This window comes from Pseudomonas sp. D5(2026), from assembly GCF_057766845.1.
Genome location: NZ_CM173421.1, coordinates 4,295,879 through 4,314,976, shown reverse-complemented (window position 1 = coordinate 4,314,976; position 19,098 = coordinate 4,295,879). Strand labels below are relative to the sequence as shown.

16 protein-coding genes are annotated in these 19,098 nt (G+C 63.0%); 10 read left to right on the top strand and 6 right to left on the bottom strand.

Annotation, left to right across the window (positions count from 1 at the left end; all coding sequences use genetic code 11):
- Positions 1 to 31 precede the first annotated feature (31 nt).
- The 4 genes from AC3B5Q_RS19960 to AC3B5Q_RS19945 form a co-directional block, all read right to left on the bottom strand.
- Complete coding sequence (locus tag AC3B5Q_RS19960; RefSeq protein ID WP_021782541.1) at positions 32 to 436, bottom strand: META domain-containing protein; 405 nt, start codon at positions 434 to 436, stop codon at positions 32 to 34.
- On the bottom strand, positions 433 to 870 hold the full coding sequence (locus AC3B5Q_RS19955) for a hypothetical protein (RefSeq protein ID WP_021782540.1): 438 nt from the start codon (positions 868 to 870) through the stop codon (positions 433 to 435). Before AC3B5Q_RS19955 ends, AC3B5Q_RS19960 begins: the two co-directional genes overlap by 4 nt.
- A 31-nt stretch (positions 871 to 901) precedes the next feature.
- A complete protein-coding gene (locus AC3B5Q_RS19950) occupies positions 902 to 1,891 on the bottom strand; it encodes a 2-hydroxyacid dehydrogenase (RefSeq protein WP_021782539.1) in 990 nt (329 codons plus the stop codon).
- A gap of 284 nt (positions 1,892 to 2,175) precedes the next feature.
- On the bottom strand, positions 2,176 to 4,929 hold the full coding sequence (locus AC3B5Q_RS19945) for a response regulator (RefSeq protein ID WP_084850385.1): 2,754 nt from the start codon (positions 4,927 to 4,929) through the stop codon (positions 2,176 to 2,178).
- 193 nt (positions 4,930 to 5,122) lie between these two features.
- Here AC3B5Q_RS19945 and AC3B5Q_RS19940 point away from each other — a divergent pair, with 193 nt between their 5' ends.
- The 10 genes from AC3B5Q_RS19940 to AC3B5Q_RS19895 all read left to right on the top strand — a co-directional run bounded on the left by AC3B5Q_RS19940 (position 5,123) and on the right by AC3B5Q_RS19895 (position 17,898).
- The gene (locus AC3B5Q_RS19940; protein ID WP_021782537.1) at positions 5,123 to 5,842 is read left to right on the top strand and encodes a response regulator transcription factor; all 720 of its coding nucleotides are present in this window, start codon (positions 5,123 to 5,125) and stop codon (positions 5,840 to 5,842) included.
- 3 nt (positions 5,843 to 5,845) lie between these two features.
- Positions 5,846 to 7,237 (top strand): sensor histidine kinase, encoded by a 1,392-nt coding sequence (locus AC3B5Q_RS19935; protein WP_274118842.1) that lies wholly within the window; start codon positions 5,846 to 5,848, stop codon positions 7,235 to 7,237.
- 141 nt (positions 7,238 to 7,378) lie between these two features.
- Entirely contained in the window at positions 7,379 to 8,278 is a 900-nt protein-coding gene (gene cysM / locus AC3B5Q_RS19930) for a cysteine synthase CysM (protein WP_003252416.1), read from the top strand.
- Positions 8,279 to 9,637 (top strand): 23S rRNA (uracil(1939)-C(5))-methyltransferase RlmD, encoded by a 1,359-nt coding sequence (rlmD, locus tag AC3B5Q_RS19925; RefSeq protein WP_392522399.1) that lies wholly within the window; start codon positions 8,279 to 8,281, stop codon positions 9,635 to 9,637. It abuts the gene before it with no gap.
- A gap of 96 nt (positions 9,638 to 9,733) precedes the next feature.
- Complete coding sequence (gene relA, locus AC3B5Q_RS19920; RefSeq protein WP_021782534.1) at positions 9,734 to 11,974, top strand: GTP diphosphokinase; 2,241 nt, start codon at positions 9,734 to 9,736, stop codon at positions 11,972 to 11,974.
- A 123-nt stretch (positions 11,975 to 12,097) separates the two neighbouring features.
- Positions 12,098 to 12,931, top strand: a complete 834-nt coding sequence (mazG, locus tag AC3B5Q_RS19915) for a nucleoside triphosphate pyrophosphohydrolase (protein ID WP_028698018.1) — start codon at positions 12,098 to 12,100, stop codon at positions 12,929 to 12,931.
- Between the two features lie 26 nt (positions 12,932 to 12,957).
- Positions 12,958 to 13,497, top strand: coding sequence for a DUF2058 domain-containing protein (locus AC3B5Q_RS19910; protein ID WP_021782532.1), 540 nt, complete (start codon positions 12,958 to 12,960; stop codon positions 13,495 to 13,497).
- Between the two features lie 309 nt (positions 13,498 to 13,806).
- On the top strand, positions 13,807 to 15,147 hold the full coding sequence (locus AC3B5Q_RS19905) for a cytochrome C (RefSeq protein ID WP_084850382.1): 1,341 nt from the start codon (positions 13,807 to 13,809) through the stop codon (positions 15,145 to 15,147).
- A 4-nt stretch (positions 15,148 to 15,151) separates the two neighbouring features.
- Entirely contained in the window at positions 15,152 to 15,643 is a 492-nt protein-coding gene (locus AC3B5Q_RS19900; RefSeq protein ID WP_084850381.1) for a sorbitol dehydrogenase, read from the top strand.
- Positions 15,640 to 17,898, top strand: coding sequence for a GMC oxidoreductase (locus AC3B5Q_RS19895; RefSeq protein WP_488392723.1), 2,259 nt, complete (start codon positions 15,640 to 15,642; stop codon positions 17,896 to 17,898). The genes AC3B5Q_RS19900 and AC3B5Q_RS19895 overlap by 4 nt, the downstream gene beginning before the upstream one ends.
- A gap of 99 nt (positions 17,899 to 17,997) precedes the next feature.
- Here the strand turns inward: AC3B5Q_RS19895 and AC3B5Q_RS19890 are convergent, their stop codons facing one another.
- Both AC3B5Q_RS19890 and AC3B5Q_RS19885 read right to left on the bottom strand, forming a co-directional pair.
- Complete coding sequence (locus tag AC3B5Q_RS19890; protein WP_021782528.1) at positions 17,998 to 18,180, bottom strand: hypothetical protein; 183 nt, start codon at positions 18,178 to 18,180, stop codon at positions 17,998 to 18,000.
- A 200-nt stretch (positions 18,181 to 18,380) separates the two neighbouring features.
- Positions 18,381 to 19,091: a DUF3108 domain-containing protein gene (locus AC3B5Q_RS19885; RefSeq protein WP_021782527.1), complete on the bottom strand. Its 711-nt coding sequence runs from the start codon at positions 19,089 to 19,091 to the stop codon at positions 18,381 to 18,383.
- Positions 19,092 to 19,098: the final 7 nt, after the last annotated feature.

The following is a 19,098-nucleotide window of genomic DNA, read 5'->3' as shown; positions in this document are numbered from 1 at the left end:
GCGAAGGGCCGCAAAGCGGCCCCGGCAATCCTCAGCCTTCCTCAGGCCAGAAGCGCAGCGGCTTGCCTTCGGCCGGCCAGAAGCGTATCTGCTCCACCGGTGACACATCCCAACGCTCAACCGTTTCCAGCGCCTGCAGGAAGCGCTTTTCCTGTTCCATCAGCGCGGGTGCGCACAGCTTGCGGGTCTTGCCGACCTTACCAAAGCTGAGGTGTTCGCCATCCAGCGTGTAAGGCGCAAACCAGTGGTTGCAGCCGCCGTTGCCATAGGCACGGCCGTCGCTGGCCAGGGTCAAGGTCAGGTGGCTGTAGTCGATCAGTGGTCGTTCGCCAATCCACTCCAGCACGTAGCTGCGCTCCTGCTGCAGCTTGGAAGGTTCTGTGGCGCAGCCGAGCAGGCCGGTTGCAATCAGCACGCCGGTCAGCAGATTTTTCACTCGGCGCTCTCCTGGCAACGTGGGCACAGGTGTTTTTCGCCACGGCTGGTCCAGCCCAGCTCTGCAATACGGGCGCTGGCCGCCGGTTGACGAGCTGCCTTGCCGAGCTTGGCGTCTACCGCGAACTCGAAGCCCAGCACCGCATCGCAGTTATCGCATTCGACCTGCCAGGTGAGGATTTCCAGCTCGTTGAACACCGGGCCGCTCGCCACGGCAACCCACTGGCCGCGTGGGTTGATCAGGTGGCGCACGCTTTCCACGGTCAGGCGCATGGACAAATCCTTGCTGCCCTTGAGCGTGACCAGCAGGCTGTCGCCTTTGTGCATCGAGCCGCCGTTGCCAGTGACCTGATAGCGGCCCGGCACCAACGCACGGCACTCGATCAGGGTGTGTTGCGGGTTGAAAAGGGTGTAGCGAAAATCGTGTTCGACCATGGGTCCTCCAGAAATGCCGCGTATCCTAGCACTAACCCATCACCAGATTCTGTGGATTGCCTGCCGCCCAGCGGTTGATGTTGTGCAGTGTGGTCGCGGCAATGGCATCCAGCGCCTCGCGGGTGAGGAAAGCCTGGTGGGCGGTGATGATTACGTTGGGGAAGGTCAGTAGCCGAGCCAGCACATCGTCTTGCAAGGGCAGGTCGGAGCGGTCCTCGAAGAACAGTTGGGCTTCTTCTTCGTAGACGTCCAGGCCCAGGTAGCCAAGCTGGCCGCTTTTCAGTGCGTCGATCAGCGCAGGGGTGTCGACCAGCGCACCGCGACCGGTGTTGATCAGCATGGCGCCGGGCTGTAACTGGGCCAGGCTTTGCGCATTGATCAGGTGGCGAGTGTGCTCGGTCAACGGGCAGTGCAGGCTGATGATGCGGGCTTCGCGCAACAGCTCGGGCAGGGGCATGTAGCGGGCGCCAAGGGCCAGCAGCTCCGGGTTGGGGTAGGGGTCGTACGCCAGCAACTGGCAGCCGAAACCGGCCATGATGCGGGCAAAGGCGGCACCGATCTGGCCGGTACCGACCACCCCGACGGTTTTGCCGTGCAGATCGAAGCCGGTGAGCCCGTGCAAGGTGAAGTCACCTTCGCGAGTGCGGTTGTAAGCCCGGTGCAGACGCCGGTTGAGTGCCAGGATGAGCGCCACGGCATGCTCGGCAACCGCGTGTGGCGAGTAGGCCGGCACCCGCACCACGGTCAGGCCCAAGCGCTCGGCGGCGGCCAGGTCGACGTGGTTGTAGCCGGCTGAACGCAGGGCGATCAACCGCGTGCCGGCGGCGGCCAGGCGCTGCAGCACCGGCGCGCCGAGATCGTCATTGATGAAGGCGCAGACCACCTCAAAGCCATCTGCCAGGGCGGCGGTGTCGAGCGTCAGGCGGGCGGGCTGGAAATGCAGCTCCAGGGTGGTGCCGCGGGCAGCCTCGGTGAAGCTTTCCTGGTCGTAGTGCTGGCTGCTGAACAACAGGACGCGCATGGTGGGGCTCCTTGGGTTGGTTGCTGGCTGTGAGATCGAGCGCCGCCCGCGCGGTGCAACGCGAGCTCCTACGTTTGTTTCGGCCCAATTATTCCTGAGGATGTGCGCGCGAGCATTTTGCTGCATGGCGCGATATCACGTTGGACGAACAAAGCGGTCGCGCGCGTCTGGCACAGGCGTTACTGGCCCGAAACAAACGTAGGAGCGAGCATGGCTCGCGATGCGCCGCGCGGGCGGCGCTCGATCTCACAGGCGCCGCATGCTCCAAGCCAGGCCCCATGCGCTCACACATTCAGCCGGGCCTGCGCAGCCAGGCGACCGATCGCTGCATCCAGTTCATCCAGGGCCTGCTGCGCCAGCAGACTGTCCTGCTTCAGCAATGTCTCGCTACGCTGACACGCTGCCCTTAATTGCGGCACACCGCAATAGCGCGAGGCACCGTTCAGACGGTGTACTTGCTCGATCAGGCCATTGTGGTCGTCGGCTGCGCGGGCGGCGCGTATGGCTTCGCGGTCGGTATCCAGCGAGGCCAGCAGCATGCTCAGCATGTCAGCCGCCAGATCTGGCTTGCCAGCGGCCAGGCGCAGGCCCTCTTCGGGGTCGAGTACCTTCAGTTCGTCACCGTTGGGCAGTAGCTCGGCCTGCGCCTGCTGGGGTGTGCCCAGGCTCAGGCCGGTCCACTTCATCACCACCTGGGCCAGTTGCCGTTCGCTGATCGGTTTGGTCAGGTAGTCGTCCATACCGCTGTGCAATAACGCGCGCTTCTCGTTGGCCATGGCATGGGCCGTGAGGGCGACGATCGGAAGGGGGTTGCCGCTTTGGGTGTTTTCCCATAGGCGAATCTGTTCGGTACAGGCGCGGCCGTCCATGCCGGGCATCTGCACATCCATCAGCACCAGGTCGAACAGCTCGTCCTGCACGGCCTGTACCGCCGCATAACCATTGTTGACGGCCAGTACCTCGGCACCCAAGTCTTCGAGCAGGGTTTTTACCAGCAGCAGGTTGGCGGCGTTGTCGTCGACGCAGAGTATTTTCGGTCGGCGCTGGCCATTGACGCTGTTGACATCGGCCAGCGGGCGACGTGGTTGTACCAGTTCCAGCAAGAGACGCCGCAGCTTGCGGGTACAGGTCGGCTTGGACAGTAACTGGCCATGGCCGTTGGGCAGGTATGGGTGGTAAAGCGCCTGTTCGGTGGTCGGGCACAACACCACGCATTGGCAGTGGTAACGCTCGAGCTGCTGGTGATAATGGCCCAGTTGCTCGGGCGACAGGTTACCCAGGTTAGCCCCGAGCACGGCGAACTCGAACGGCAGGCCAGCCTGGCTGGCGGCCTGCACCCCTTGCAGCAACAGGTCATAGGAGCCGAACAGGCTCACGCTGAGGCCGCAGTCTTCCAATTGGTGTTCCAGCGCCTGGCGTGCCAGTTCGTGGCCATCGACAATGGCGGCACGGCGGCCAAGCAACGGCTGCGGTGGCAGGGCTTCGACATCGTCATGAGCCTTGGGCAGGTTGAGGCTGATCCAGAACTGCGATCCTTCACCCGGGGTACTGTCGACGCCGATCTCGCCGCCCATCTGTTCGATCAGGCGCTTGGAAATCACCAGCCCCAGGCCGGTGCCGCCGGGCTGGCGGGCCAGTGAGTTGTCAGCCTGGCTGAAGGCCTGGAACAGTGTGCGCACATCCTGTGGTGACAGGCCGATGCCGGTGTCCTGCACGCTGATGCGCAACTGCGCGCAGTCTTCGTGCTCGTCTTCCAGCATGGCGCGCACGACGATGGTGCCTTCGCGGGTGAACTTGATGGCGTTGCTGACCAGGTTGGTGAGAATCTGCTTGAGCCGCAATGGGTCGCCAACCAGGGAAGCAGGCGTGTCGCGGTAGATCAGGCTCAGCAACTCCAGCTGCTTGGCGTGGGCGGCCGGAGCGAGGATGGTCAGGGTGTCCTGGATCAGGTCACGCAGGTTGAACGGTATGCTGTCGAGCACCAGCTTGCCGGCCTCGATCTTGGAGAAATCGAGGATCTCGTTGATGATCCCCAGCAAGTTGTCAGCAGATTTCTCGATGGTGTTCAGGTAGTCGAGCTGGCGCGGTGTCATCTCGCTTTTTTGCAGCAGGTGGGTAAAGCCGAGGATGCCGTTGAGCGGGGTGCGGATTTCGTGGCTCATGTTGGCCAGGAACTCCGACTTGATACGGCTGGCCTCAAGTGCCTCTTTGCGCGCCATGTCCAGCTCGATGTTCTGGATTTCGATGGTTTCCAGGTTCTGGCGCACGTCTTCGGTGGCCTGGTCGATGCTGTGCTGCAGTTCTTCGTGGGCGTTTTGCAGGGTTTCGGCCATGCGGTTGATGCCGTGGGCCAGTTCGTCCAGCTCATGGCTGCCCATGGTTGGCAGGCGTTCTTCGAGGTGGCCGTCCTTGAGCTGATTGACCGCGTGCTTGATGCGTTCGATGGGGTCGTTGATGGTGCGGCTCATTCGCAGCGCCAACAGGCCGCTGAGTGCCAGGCAGGCGAGGATCAGCAACAGGCTGGTAAACAGGTTGCGGTAGCCGCGCAGCAGCGTGCCGTCGTGCGACAGCTCGATCTCTACCCATCCCAGCAGGCGCTCGGCTTCGGCCGGCACGGCGTCGGTGGCCAGGTCGCGATGGTGGCCGAACACGGGCATCAGGTAGCGGGTGGCGTCGTTACCGCTGCGCTGCAGGAGTTGGGTGCCAGTACCGCCGCTGGGCGGCAGGTTGAGCATGCTCGGGCCTGCGTGGGCCAAGCGCTTGCGGTCGGGGGCCAGAAACGCAACTGCGCGCACATCGGCCTGCTCCAGGGTTTGTGCGGCAATTCTCTCCAGTTGCGCAGGCGCGAGCCGGGCCATGGCGGGTGCGGCCAGTGGCGCCAGTTGTTCGGCGATCATTTTGCCGCGCTGCAACAGCTGGGTGCGCAGGTCGTTCTGTTGCAGCCAGGTGAAATAGCTACCCAGCACCAGGGCCATCAAGCCGGCCGGTAGCAGTGCCAGCAGCAGGACCCGACTGCGGATTCCCAAACGATCGAGCACACTCGCCTCCTTTGATGTGCCTGGATGCCGTCAAGTGGTAACGGCCAAGCCGCGAAGTTACTCCGCCTGCCGCACCATTGCATCTCTTTAGTATGTGTCATGCGCTGTTGCCGGGGTTATGGTCACAGCGCGGTTGCCTGGCAGGTGGCGAATACTCAATAATTGCTCAATTGAGAATTAGTGGCAGTTGCCAATGAATCCTGTAGCTATTTACAACTCCAACATCCTTGCCATCGAGGACGACCCGGTTCTTGGCGCATATCTGCAAGAAGAGCTGCAGCGCGGCGGCTTCCAGGTCACCTGGTGCCGCAATGGCCTGGAGGGCCTGGAAAAGGCTGGCCGCCAGGCTTTCGATGTTGTGCTCATGGATATACTGCTGCCCGGGCTTGACGGGCTGGACGCCTTGGCACAATTGCGCAGGCGCAGCGCCACGCCGGTAATCCTGATGTCGGCGCTGGGGGCCGAGGCCGACCGTATCAGCGGCTTTCAGCGCGGCGCCGACGATTACCTGCCCAAGCCATTCAGCATGGCCGAGTTGCAGGTGCGCATCGAGGCGATTCTGCGCCGCGTGGCCCTGGAACGGCGGCATCAGGGCCCGCTGGAACCAGCCAACGGCGGCGGGCTGCAGTTCGACGAGGGGCTGTGTGACGTGTGCCTGGATAGCCGCCTGGCGGGCCTGACCCCCAGCGAATATCGCCTGCTGGACATCCTGAACCGCAACCTCGACGAGGTCCTCAGCAAGCCGTTCCTGTACCAGCAGGTGTTGCAGCGCGGCTATTCACGGCATGACCGCAGCCTGGACATGCACGTCAGCCAGATCCGCCGCAAGCTAAAGGGCATTGGTTATCACGAACGGCAGATCCGCACCGTGTGGGGCAAGGGTTACGTGCTCAGTGCCGGCGAGGCGGAGTGAACCATGCTCGACCGCCATTCGCTGTTCTGGAAGCTGGCCGTCTTGCTGGTGGGCTTCTGCCTGCTGATGATCGGCCTCAGTTACACCTGGGGCCGGCACATGGAAACCCAGAACGCCTTCCTCTCGGAGCCGGCACGGCAGACCTTGCGAGGTTATGCCGCCGAAGCTGAGCAGGCCTGGCGCAGCGGCGGGCGGGCAGGGCTGGACCAGTGGGTGGCGGCCATGCATCAGCGCGAACGGGGCTGGGTGGGCGTGCTCGACATCAACCTGCGCCCGCTCGACAACGCCACACTCAACCCGCAGATCATGCAGCGTCTGACACGCCTGCGGGGTGTCGATTGGCCGATGAGTCGGCGTAGCGTCGACCAGCCGTGGGTGCGCATACCGTTCCCGGGGGCCCCGGAGCAGGGGATGCTGGTGATCGAACTGCCGCAGCGCTTCAATCCGGGCCAGCACCGCTTGCTGTGGCGCATCGTCACCAACGGCATCATTCCGGGGTTGTTCACCTTGCTGTTGTGTGTAGGCCTGTACCGCATGTTGATCGTGCCGCTGAATCAACTTCGCGAGCAGGCCAATGCCTGGCGGGCCGATCAACTGTCGGCCCGCCTGGACTCGCGCACCATCGCCCGGCATGACGAGCTGGGTGAGCTGGCGCGTGCCTTTGACCAGATGGCTGAGCGGCTGCAAGGCACGGTGGCTATGCAGCAGCAGTTGCTGCGCGACCTGTCCCACGAAATGCGTACGCCGCTGAGCCGGCTGCGGGTGGCCTGCGATGGTGAAACCGACCTGCAGCGTCTGCGTGATCGCCTGATCCGTGAAGTGGACTGCATGCAGCACCTGGTCGAAGACACCCTGCAACTGGCCTGGCAGGACGCCGAGCGTGCACCGATGAACCTGGAACCGATCGAGGTCCACGCCTTGTGGGAGTTGCTGGCCGAAAATGCCAGCTACGAGAGCGGCTGGTCGCCTGCGCAATTGCGCTGCGAAGTACCGGCCGACTGCTGGGTGCAGGGCAACCTCAACCACCTGGCTCAGGCGCTGGAGAACATGTTGCGCAATGCCATTCGTCACTCGCCGGCCGAGGGTGTGGTGCGGCTGGGAGGCCAGCGCGAAGGCGGTTATTGGTGGCTGTGGCTGGAGGATGAAGGCGGCGGAGTGGCTGAAGAGGACCTGGAGCGGATCTTCGCGCCGTTCTCGCGGCTGGACGGTTCTCGGCCGGGGGATGGGGGCTTCGGTCTGGGCTTGAGCATCGCCCGCAGTGCCATTCAGCGCCAGGGCGGGACCTTGTGGGCGCAGAATGGCAAACGCGGGTTGCGCTTGTGGATGAGGTTGCCGTTGCATGTGCCGGCCTTTTCGCGGGTAAACCCGCGCCTACAGGGATCCGCTAGCCTTTAGGCGCGTTTTTACCCGCGAAGAGGCCCGCACATGTCTCACCGTTATAGCTTGTAGCTATATGCACTACAGATTGCGTGATATGGCCGCGAAGGGTTTGCCGGTATGATAGGCACCCCGCCGTCCGGATTGCGAAATACGCCCATGACCGTGCAGTACCCAACCATCGCCGATTGCGTCGGCAATACGCCACTGGTTCGCCTGCAGCGCATCGCTGGCGAAACCAGCAATACCCTCCTGCTCAAGCTTGAAGGTAACAATCCCGCCGGCTCGGTGAAGGACCGCCCGGCACTGTCGATGATCGCTCGCGCCGAACTGCGGGGCCAGATCAAGCCGGGCGATACCCTGATCGAAGCCACCTCCGGCAACACGGGCATTGCCCTGGCGATGGCGGCGGCGATCAAGGGCTACAAGATGATCCTGATCATGCCCGACAACTCCACCGCCGAGCGCAAGGCCGCCATGACGGCCTATGGCGCCGAGCTGATCCTGGTGACCAAGGAGGAGGGTATGGAAGGCGCCCGTGACCTGGCCGAGAAGCTGCAGGCCGAAGGCCGTGGCCTGGTGCTCGACCAGTTCGCCAACGGCGACAACCCGATCGCCCACTACAACAGCACCGGCCCGGAGATCTGGCAGCAGACCCAGGGCACCATTACCCATTTCGTCAGCTCCATGGGGACCACCGGTACCATCATGGGCTGCTCGCAGTACCTCAAGGAACAGAACCCCGCGGTGCAGATCATCGGCCTGCAACCGATGGAAGGCTCGGCCATTCCGGGCATTCGCCGCTGGCCCGAGGAATACCTGCCGAAGATCTTCGACGCCACCCGGGTCGACCGCGTGGTCGATATGTCGCAGCAGGAAGCCGAAGACACCACCCGTCGCCTTGCGCGTGAAGAGGGCATTTTCTGCGGCGTGTCTTCTGGTGGTGCGGTGGCGGCCATGTTGCGCCTGTCCCGCGAAGTGGAAAATGCCGTGATGGTTGCGATCATTTGCGACCGCGGCGACCGTTATCTGTCCACTGGCCTGTTTGATCCACGCTAAATGTCCAAGAAAAAAAGCAACAGCGGCCTGCGCTTCCAGCCGGCCGGCGGCAATCGCACCCCCCAGGTCCCCGTGGGCAAGAAGCAGCGCCTGGACATCGAGCGCCTGGCCGGTGACGGCCGTGGCATCGCCTTCCTCGACGGGCGTACCTGGTTCGTCAGCGGCGCTTTGGCCGGTGAGGTCGTGGAGGCGCGGGTGCTCAACGCCCGTGGCAAAGTGGTCGAAGCCCGCCTGGAGCGGTTGCTGCAGGCCGGGCCCGAGCGCCGTGAGGCGCCATGTCGCTACTACGCCCGCTGCGGTGGCTGCAACCTGCAGCACCTGCCGCACGAAGCGCAACTGGCGCTGAAGCAGCGCACCCTCGCCGAGCAGCTGCAGCGGGTGGCCGGCGTGCAACCCGAGGAATGGGCCACCCCCCTGAGCGGGCCGGAATTTGGCTACCGGCGCCGGGCCCGTGTGGCTGTGCGTTGGGACGTCAAGGCGCGTCAACTGGAGGTGGGCTTCCGCGCCGAAGCCAGCCAGGACATCATTGCCATCGACGATTGCGCCGTGCTGGTACAGCCCTTGCAGTCGATTCTGCGCCACTTGCCGACTGTGCTGCGCTCGTTGAGCAAACCGCAGGCGCTGGGCCATGTGGAGCTGTTCAGTGGCACCGCCGAGGCGGTTCTGGTGCGCCACGTCATGCCGTTGCCGGCTGAGGACCAGGCCAGGCTGCAAGCGTTTTGCGAGCAGGCCAATGCCCAGCTGTGGCTGCAAGGCGAAGCTGAGCCGGCGCCCGTGGACGCTGCTGCACAGTTGGGCTTTGCCCTGGCACCCTGGCAGCTGGAGCTGGCCTGGCGCCCGGGCGACTTCGTGCAGGTGAATGCCCAGGTCAATACCGCGATGATCGAGCAGGCCTTGGCCTGGCTCGCGCCACAGGCCGACGAGCGTGTGCTGGACTTGTTCTGCGGGCTGGGCAACTTTGCCCTGCCGCTGGCTCGCCAGGCGCGTGAGGTGGTGGCAGTGGAAGGTGTACAGGCCATGGTCGATCGGGCCGCGGCCAATGCCCGGAACAACAATGTGCATAACGCACGGTTTTTTCAGGCCGATTTATCGCAGCCTTTGGCAGGCACCGGATGGGCCGCCGAGGGCTTTTCTGCGGTACTCTTGGATCCTCCGCGCGACGGTGCTTTCGAGGTGGTGCAAGGCATCGCCCGCCTCAAGGCCAGAAGGCTGGTCTACGTATCGTGCAACCCGGCCACGCTGGCGAGAGACGCCCAAGTGCTGGTCGGCCAGGGGTACCGGTTAAAAAGGGCCGGGATTCTCGACATGTTTCCTCAGACGGCGCATGTCGAGGCCATGGCGTTATTCGAAGCGGGCTAGCTGACTGGCCCCTTGGTGCGGTTGCCACGGAAGGGCGGCCGCACGGTGATCGCCAGCACACCCGTATGGTGTGCTGCATGGAAAGGTAAAACAAAGATGGTACAGGTGAGAGTGCACCAGCCGGTCAACACAGACGGCAGTATCAATCTCGAAGCATGGTTGGACCATGTGGTAAGCGTCGATTCGGCACTGGATCGCGCAGCGCTGAAAGAAGCCTGCGAGTTTGCTCTTGAGGTAGAGAAAAAGGGCAACCCGGCCAAGCATTCCTGGGCGGATGGTACGTCCAGCTTCCAGGCTGGCCTGGAAATCGCCGAAATTCTGGCTGACCTCAAGCTCGACCAGGATTCCCTGGTGGCTGCGGTCATCTACCGTTCGGTGCGCGAGGGCAAGGTCACCCTCGCCGAGGTCAGCCAGTGTTTTGGCCCGGTGGTGTCCAAGCTGATCGACGGCGTGCTGCGCATGGCCGCCATCAGTGCCAGCCTCAGCCCGCGACAGTCGCTGGTGCTGGGCTCGCAGGCGCAGGTCGAGAACCTGCGCAAGATGCTGGTGGCCATGGTCGACGACGTGCGCGTGGCACTGATCAAGCTGGCCGAACGCACGTGCGCAATCCGTGCGGTCAAGTCCGCCGACGATGAGAAACGCCTGCGCGTCGCACGTGAAGTGTTCGATATCTATGCGCCACTCGCGCACCGCCTGGGTATCGGTCACATCAAGTGGGAGCTGGAAGACCTTTCTTTCCGCTATCTGGAGCCCGACCAGTACAAGCAGATCGCCAAGCTGTTGCATGAGCGGCGGCTGGACCGCGAGCGCTTCATCAGCGACGTGATGACCCAGCTGCAGAACGAGTTGCTCGCCACTGGCGTAAATGCCGACATCAGTGGTCGGGCAAAACATATCTATTCGATCTGGCGCAAGATGCAGCGCAAAGGCCTGGAGTTCAGCCAGATCTACGACGTGCGTGCGGTGCGCGTGCTGGTGCCGGAAATCCGCGACTGCTACACCGCGCTGGGCATCGTGCACACCTTGTGGCGGCATATTCCCAAGGAGTTTGACGACTACATCGCCAACCCCAAGGAGAACGGCTACCGCTCCTTGCACACGGCGGTAATCGGCCCCGAGGGCAAGGTGCTGGAAGTGCAGATCCGTACCCACGGCATGCACGAAGAGGCCGAGCTTGGGGTATGCGCGCACTGGCGCTACAAGGGCACCGACGTCAAACCCAGTTCCAACCACTACGAAGAGAAGATTTCCTGGTTGCGGCAGGTGCTGGAGTGGCACGAAGAGCTGGGCGACATCGGTGGCCTGGCCGAGCAGTTGCGGGTCGACATCGAGCCTGACCGGGTTTATGTGTTCACGCCCGACGGCCACGCCATCGACCTGCCCAAGGGCGCCACGCCACTGGACTTCGCCTACCGCGTGCACACCGAGATCGGCCACAACTGCCGCGGCGCCAAGATCAACGGCCGTATCGTGCCGCTGAACTACAGCCTGCAGACTGGCGAGCAGGTGGAGATCATCACCAGCAAGCACGGCAACCCCAGCCGTGACTGGCTGAACTCCAACCTGGGCTACGTCACCACCTCGCGGGCGCGGGCCAAGATCGTCCACTGGTTCAAGTTGCAGGCCCGCGACCAGAACGTTGCAGCCGGCAAGACCTTGCTTGAGCGCGAGCTCAGTCGTCTGGGCCTGCCGCAGGTTGATTTCGAGCGCCTGGCCGAGAAGACCAACGTCAAGACTGCCGAGGACATGTTTGCCGCGCTCGGTGCTGGTGACTTGCGCCTGGCTCATCTGGTCAACGCTGCCCAGCAGTTGCTGGAGCCCGAGCGTATCGAGCAGATCGAACTGGTGCCGCGCAAGCCTACCGGGCCGCGTACCGGCAAGCGTGGCGACATTCAGATCCAGGGTGTCGGCAATCTGCTGACACAAATGGCCGGCTGCTGCCAGCCGCTACCGGGCGATGCCATTGTCGGTTACATCACCCAGGGCCGTGGCGTGAGCATTCATCGCCAGGACTGTGCCTCGGTACTGCAACTGGCGGGCAAGGAGCCAGAGCGCATGATCCAGGTGAGCTGGGGGCCGATCCCGGTGCAGACCTACCCGGTCGACATCGTCATCCGTGCCTACGACCGCCCGGGTCTGCTGCGCGATGTGTCGCAGGTGCTGTTGAACGAGAAGATCAACGTGCTGGCGGTGAACACCCGTTCGAACAAGGAAGACAACACCGCGCTGATGTCGCTGACCATCGAGATCCCTGGCCTGGACGCGCTGGGGCGCCTGCTGGGGCGGATCTCGCAGTTGCCGAACATCATCGAGACGCGGCGTAATCGTACCCCTTGAGACCGTGGCGCCAGCTTCGCGGGCTTGCCCGCTCCACAGGATGGATGCAGGTTTCGAAATCTGCACCGTACCTGTGGGAGCGGGCAAGCCCGCGAAGAAGCCACCACCGAAGGACCTGCCTGTATGACCTACACCCTTGACGACCTGCTGCATCTCATGGCCCGCCTGCGCGACCCGCAGTACGGCTGCCCGTGGGACCTGAAGCAGAACTACGCCAGCATTGTCCCGCACACCCTCGAAGAGGCCTACGAGGTCGCTGACACCATCGAGCGCGGCGATTTCGAGCACCTGCAAGGCGAGCTGGGCGACTTGCTGTTCCAGGTGGTCTACTACAGCCAGCTGGCCCGCGAAGAAGGGCGTTTCGAGTTCGATGGCGTGGTCGACAGCATCACCCGCAAGCTCATCCGCCGCCACCCGCACGTATTCCCCACTGGCGAACTGTACGCGCCGGTGGATACACCCAGCCTGAGCGAAGCCCAGGTCAAGTCGCGCTGGGAAGAAATCAAGGCCGAAGAGCGCGCGGAGAAGAGCCAGCCCGAACAGCTGTCGCTGCTTGATGACGTGCCGGCAACCTTGCCGGCGCTGTCGCGGGCAGCCAAACTGCAAAAACGTGCGGCCACGGTCGGTTTCGACTGGCCGGCGGCGTTGCCGGTGCTGGACAAGGTCCGCGAAGAGCTGGATGAAGTGCTACAGGCCATGGCCGACGGCGACGCCGATGCGCTGGAAGATGAAGTCGGCGACTTGCTGTTTGCTGCGGTCAACCTCGCCCGCCACCTAAAGCAAGACCCAGAGCATGCGCTGCGCCGCGCCAATCGCAAGTTCGAACGACGTTTCCGTTTTATCGAACAGGCATTGCGCGACAGTGGCCGCCCCATTGAAGATTGTGACCTTGACGAGCTGGATGCCCTTTGGGGTGAAGCCAAACGTCAGGAAAAGAACCTGCCCAGCTGCGGCTGAGCTGTTGCATAAGTGAGTGAGTATTCATGAGCCTTTCCCTTCGCGACCAATTGCTCAAAGCCGGTCTGGTCAACCAGAAACAGGTCTCGCAGACCAACAAAGCTGAAAAGAAACAGAAGCGCATGGAGCACAAAGGCCAGGTCGAGATCGACGACAGCCAGCAGCGCATGGCCAAGGAAGCCATGGCTGAAAAAGCCAGGCGTGACCAGGAACTGAACCGCCAGCAGCAGGAAAAGGCCGAGCAGAAGGCCCGTGCCGCGCAGGTCAAGCAACTGATCGAGGCCACTCGACTACCCAAGCTGAACACCGAGGATTACTACAACTTCGTCGACGACAAGAAGGTCAAGCGCATTGCCGTCAACGCCCTCATGCGTACCAAGCTGAGCAATGGTGCGCTGGCCGTGGTAGCCCATGCCGGTGGTTACGAGGTGATCCCCCGTGAGGCCGCATTGAAGATCCAGGAACGCGACCCCGACCGTATTCTGCTGCTCAATAGCCATGTCGAGGAAGCGGACGAAGACGACCCGTACGCGGCTTACAAGATCCCTGATGATCTGATGTGGTAAACAGGAAATCACCGCCCTGGCGGTAATGCGGTTCATTCATGATCGCCAGGGCCGCTTTGCGGCCCTTTCGTGACGCAAGGTCGCTTCTGCGGCCATCGTAAAAAAAACGCGTTGGTTCGCAGCTCGCCGAACCGGCGCGATCAGTCAGCTGCGCCATTGCCTTGGTTCCTTCCGTTCGTCGGACATTTCCTAGGGTTCTGGCACAGCGGCTAGCCTCCAGCTTAGCGTCAGGGATAGCGCTGAACATTCGGTCCAGGAAGGGCCAGTACGCCTCGTCGTCCCGACGCTTTATCTGCTGAGGAGACGACAATGAAAATAACCCTGAAACGGTTGGCGTGCCTGGGTGCGAGCTTCACCAGTGCGCTCGCCATGGCCGATGCGGCCAGCCCGCCGGTGCTGTCACCTGCAGTTCCCTTCGACGTCACCGCCAATCCCCCCTTCACGCTGGACAGCTTGCAACACGATTTCGACGTGCTGTCGTGGCAGACCTTCGTCGCCCTGAACTGGCCCGCCAACGCCGACGGCAGCGCCAACACCTCGGCGCAGATCGGCGCACCCGGAAAGACGGTGTGGGAGTCGTGGAAAGAAAGCTACGAGATCTTCCTGCCCAAGGGACAGAAACCTGTTGGCTGGGACCAGCAGGCGCCAGTGCCCGCGGCCTGCCAAGGCAAGGGTGACTTGCCGGTGCTGCAGCAGATGGGCAAGGTCGCCGGCGTGCTCGATGAGTTCATCCAGCCGTTCAAGACCGGCCCGTTGGTCGACCAAAGTGGCACTTACACGCGCAACGCGATCATGGTCAACAAGCCGATGTTCGATGACATCGTCAACAATGGCCTGTACAGCAAGGAAGGCCAGCAAGCGTTCCTGAGCAAGGCCGACAACCGCATTGCTTTCGCCTGCGGTTCGCAAAAAGCCCGGCAGGTTGGCGCGATCATGGTCAAGTCGGCCTGGAAAGTGCTCGATGGCAGCGACAACCCGCAGGAATTCCACGCCGTCGACGCGCTGGTCTATACGCCCGGCAATGCCGACCCGAACAAGGGGGCGGTGATCCCCGAGTCGTGCAATGCACAAAAGGTCGGACTGGTAGGCCTGCACATCGTGCACAAGACCCAGGGCGCACCGCAGTGGGTATGGTCGACGTTCGAGCACGTGCGCAACGTGCCGGAAAAGACCACGCCAATGAACGAGCGCAAGGGGCCCTACCTGTTCTACGACGCCCAGGCCAGCGATCGCCCGGTGAACGAGCCGCCCGCGCAACCGTGGGACCCGTCGAAGAAGGCCATCCCCTCGCAGATCGTGCGTGAAATTCCCGTCACCGCCGCCACCCAACAGCTCAACGCGCAGTGGCAAGGTGCGCTCAAGGGCACGGTGTGGGCCAACTACCACCTGATCAGCACCCAGTGGCCCACCGCCCCGGCCGATGACTGCCAGGTGCCGTCGCCGACCAACCCGTTAGGTACGCCTGCGCCGAACTTCCTGGCCAACGCCACCCTGGAGACCTACAACCAGGGCACTACCCCCCAAGCCTCGTCCAGCTGCATGGAGTGCCACAACAACGCGACCACCCGCGTGACTCAGTCACCGCGCACCAGCTTCGCCGATTTCACTTTCCTGCTTGAACGTGCCCAATCCACCGGCGCCAAGGAGTGATGCCATGAGCGACCAGAACCTGCAAAACTTCATCGGCTTGTCCGCCGTGCTCACTGGCCTGTCGGCCAAGCTGCTGGCGCCGTCCGTCGACCCGATCAACCTGCCGCCGGTGTTCTTCGCCACCGCCCAGCAAGGCATGGGCCTCGAGGCGTTCAGCAGCCTGCTGGAGCTGTACGCCGGCATCCAGAGCCAGCCGCCTGCGCAAATCGCCAGTGCCGTGCTCGATAACGCGAACCCGCAAATTGTCCAAGGCGCCCGCTCGATCATGAAGCTGTGGTTGCTCGGCAGTTGGTATCAACCCTACGACCTGGGCAACGCGCGCACGGGTGATACGCGTGTGGTCTCCGACCAGGCCTACAAGGAGAGCTGGGCGTGGAGGATCGCCCAATCCCACCCCATGGGCTACAGCCAGTTCCATTTCGGATACTGGGGTGAGCAGCCACCGACCCTTAAGCAATTCACCGGTGTCGACGCCAAGGAAGGGCAGCAGCCATGAGCAATGTACAAACCCAGAACATCGAAACCGCCGATGTGATCGTGGTGGGCGCCGGCATGGCCGGCAGTGTCATGGCCTACCAGTTGGGCCTGACCGGGTTGAAAGTGCTGGTGCTCGAATCGGGCCCGGCCATTCCGCCGAATCGCAGCGAGTACCTGGAGCGCTTCTACACCGCGGTGCTCAAAGCGCCCGAGTCGCCGTACCCACCTGAGCAGAGCGAGCAGACCCCGGCCACGCAGTTCGCGCCAAGGGCGACCATCCAGGACCTGATCACCGCGGGTAGCCAAGACCCGAACAAGGCGCAGAAGAGCTACCTGGTGCAGAAGGGGCCGCAACTGTTCGCCAGCACTTACGAGCGGGTAGGCGGGGGCACCATGTGGCACTGGATGGGTACGGCCTTGCGCCTGCTGCCCAACGACTTTCGCATGCGCACTGCCTACAACGTCGGGGTCGATTGGCCGATCAGTTACGACGACCTGCAGATCGCCTACTGCCGCGCCGAAGAGGAGATGGGCGTGTCTGCCGACGTCGCCTCGCAGACTTACCTGGGCGTGACCTTCCCGCATGGCTACAAATACAGCATGCATGGCATCCCGCCGTCGCTGGTCGACCAGGGCCTGGGCAAGAACGTCACGGGGACGGTGTACCAGAGCCCGGAGAAGGGGCCCGACGGCAAGCCGTACCCAGGCGTCACCCTCAATGTCCGGCAGACCCCTGCCGGGCGCAACTCGCAGAATGATAACGGCCGCCGGGTGTGCGCTGGCAACACCAGCTGCACGCCGATCTGCCCGATCCAGGCCAAGTACGACGCCACCGTGACCATGGCCAAGGCACTGGATACCGGCAACGTGCGCATCCTCTACCAGACCGTGGCAAGCCAGGTGCAGGTCGATGCCAATGGGGTCACGGGAATCGATTTCATTCAGTACCAGAACAATGGTACGCGCCAGAACGGCACGGCCCAGGGCAAACGTTACGTGATTGCCGCCCACGCGATCGAAACACCGAAACTGCTGCTCAACTCCATCGGCCCGAACAGCCCTAAAGGGGTCGCCAACAGTAGCGGCCAGGTCGGCCAGGCGTTGGCTGACCACCCGGTGTACCTGGCCTGGGGCCTGATGCCCGAAGGCAAGCCGCTGTTCCCGTTCCGTGGGCCATTGTCCACCTCGGGGATCGAGGACATGCGCGATGGCCCGTTCCGCAGCCAGCGTGCCGCCTGGCGTATCGAAATCGGCAACGAGGGCTGGAACTGGTCGGTAAACGACCCCTACACCTCAGTCTGCGATTTCATCGACGGCACCAACCATGGCGGCGCTAACCCCAACAAGCTGGCATTGTCCGGCCAGGCGCTGGTGCAGCAGCTCAATAGCGTGCTGACCCGCCAGTTCCGTCTGGGCTTCTTGATCGAACAGGTGGAGAAAGACCCTGACAAAGCGCTTTGCCGGGTGGAGAGGAGCACGGAGTTCACCGACGGCCTGGGCCTGCCTCGGCCACAGATCACCTACGAACTGTCCGACTACACCAAGGAGGGTTTCAAGCAGGCGCGCCTGGCCGCCACGCACATCATCACCGAGCTGATGGGCGCCACCGAGCTGACCGACCTGAACCCTAAGCTCGAGCCCGGTTCGCAAACGGTGTTCGAGTACGACGGCCAGAACTACGCGTTCTACGGCGCTGGCCACTTGATGGGCACCTACCGCATGGGCTCGGACCGCACCAAGTCGGTGGTGGACAAGGATCAGCGCAGTTGGGACCACCCCAACCTGTTCCTGGTCGGCGACGGCGTGTTCCCCACCACCGGCACCGCCAACCCGACCTTGACCATTACCGCGTTGACCTTCCAGGCCGCTGACGTGGTGGCCAGCGACCTGCTTAAGTGCACCGTACAGGTGCAGGCCAACCGGGCTTGGCAGGGCACGGGCATGCAGGTCAATGGGCAGAGCTGGCAGTTGGCGGTCTGTACGGGCGGGCAGTGGACGGCCAACCCGGCCACCGGGATGGTCGGCGCGGCGGGCAACCCAAGGTTGATCGCGAAGTCCGGTTATGCCTTGCCCGGTCAACCGGAAGGGGCGTTGATCGGGCGTATCGGCAACAGCGGCGTGCCGTTCCTGGTCGGCAACCAGGTGCAATTGCCGCGTGGCCAGCAAGGTGAGTTGCAGTTGTGCATCAATGACGACCTGGACGGGCGTTACGGGGCTGGCCTGAGCGATAACCTGGGCAGTCTGTCGGTGGAGGTGCGTTTCGGGGTGGTGTAGGCCCTGTCATGACAACCCCACAATGCTCCGGTAATGCGCGGTATTGTGGGGTTGTTCTCTGAGCCCAGATCAATCATGGGGTCGCAACAAGGGGCAGGGTCATTGCGTGGCGCGCTGGTTTTCCAGGTCTTCAAGCTCTACGCGGTATTGGTGTGCTTCGTGTTCGTTATGGAACATGCCCACCAGTTGGCCTTGTTGGTACACATCCCAGATCCGCACGCCAGCGGCCAGGCCTTCGTGGGACATTTTCGATTCGTCGCGTTCGGTTACTTGGACAGTCATCGGTAAACTCCACTTCTTCAAGATGGCTGCGACAGTGTGTCGCACACCCTCTTTATAGAGTTTGTTAGCAGACTAAGTAAGTAAAACAGGCATGAAACAAGTTTCATGAAGCAGGGAGGTATGCCGCCTGAACGGGTCTCTTCGCAGCAAAGAAAAGCCCCGCACTGGGCGGGGCTTCAGGTGTTGCAGGCAGTGCAGGATCAGTTGCCCTTCACCGGCTTGCCATCGACCGTGCCATCCTGCAGCACGATCACGTACTCCTTGCCATCGGTCTCTACCTGGCGCAGTTGCACCAGCAGGTAGTCCCAGTTCTTGGCGAACCACAGCTCGGTAATGCGCTTGCTCTGGCTTGGATCGCGCACGCGCTCGACCTTCACTGCATCGACCTGGCCGGTCTTGGTGGTGACCTTTTCGGTGCCCAGCACGCGGAAGTCGTAGGTGTCGATCTCGTCGCCGTCGACCACCTGATAGGTCATGCTCTTCTTGCCTGCGGCCACGTCGTGCTGCAGGGCCAGTTGGTAGGACGACTTGTCCAGTACACCGCGGTTCAGTGGCAGGCTGACGGCATCGCCACGGTCGCTACCGGTGACCTTCTTGGTGCTCCAGTCGAAGTTCAGGTCTACCTTTTTGGCCTTACCCAGGCCGCCACGCTCGAAGTGGTACTTCTGCGGCAGCAGGGTGTCGTTGTCCAGACGCAGGGTGCTTTCCTCGGTCAGGCTGGCGATCATCATGGAAGCCTTGAAGTTAAGGTCCCAGGTACCGTTGGCATTTTTGACCAGGCTGCGCTCGGCGGTGCCGCTCATGGGCAGCTGTTTCCAGTCGGCGGTGTAGCTGGCCGAGAAGGGCTTCAGATCAGCTGCCTGGAGGGGCAGGGCGAGCACGGCGAGAGCCAAGAGCAGGGCGCGACGCATAAATTCT